The sequence below is a fragment of the Zoogloea sp. LCSB751 genome (genome assembly GCF_002028455.1).
GTDB lineage: Bacteria > Pseudomonadota > Gammaproteobacteria > Burkholderiales > Rhodocyclaceae > Zoogloea.
In genome coordinates this window covers 1-248 of the sequence record NZ_MWUM01000472.1, presented here as the reverse complement: position 1 = coordinate 248, position 248 = coordinate 1, and the positions used below count along the sequence as shown (strand labels likewise).

Sequence of the window (248 nt, the reverse complement as noted above, 5' to 3'; positions counted from 1 at the left end):
CCGCATTACCTGGAAGACATCCGCGAGCAGATCGGGCTGGCCGACAAGCTGTGGCTGATGCTCTACGCCATCCACCGGCCGCGCGCTTTCGAGCTGCACGCCTCGCCGGAGGAGGCGGCGGTCGTGTTGTTTACCTCCGGCTCCGAGGGCAAGCCGAAGGGGGTCGTGCTGCCGCATCGCGCCATTCTTGCCAACATCGCGCAGATCCGGGCGGTGATCGACTTCTCGGTGGACGACAAGGTGCTCAA

General features: G+C 65.3%; 1 protein-coding gene. It reads left to right on the top strand.

The genetic code is table 11. The features are described from left to right. Positions 1-248, top strand: a 248-nt coding sequence (locus B4920_RS27355; RefSeq protein ID WP_139379750.1) for an AMP-binding protein, incomplete at both ends; no start/stop codon positions are given.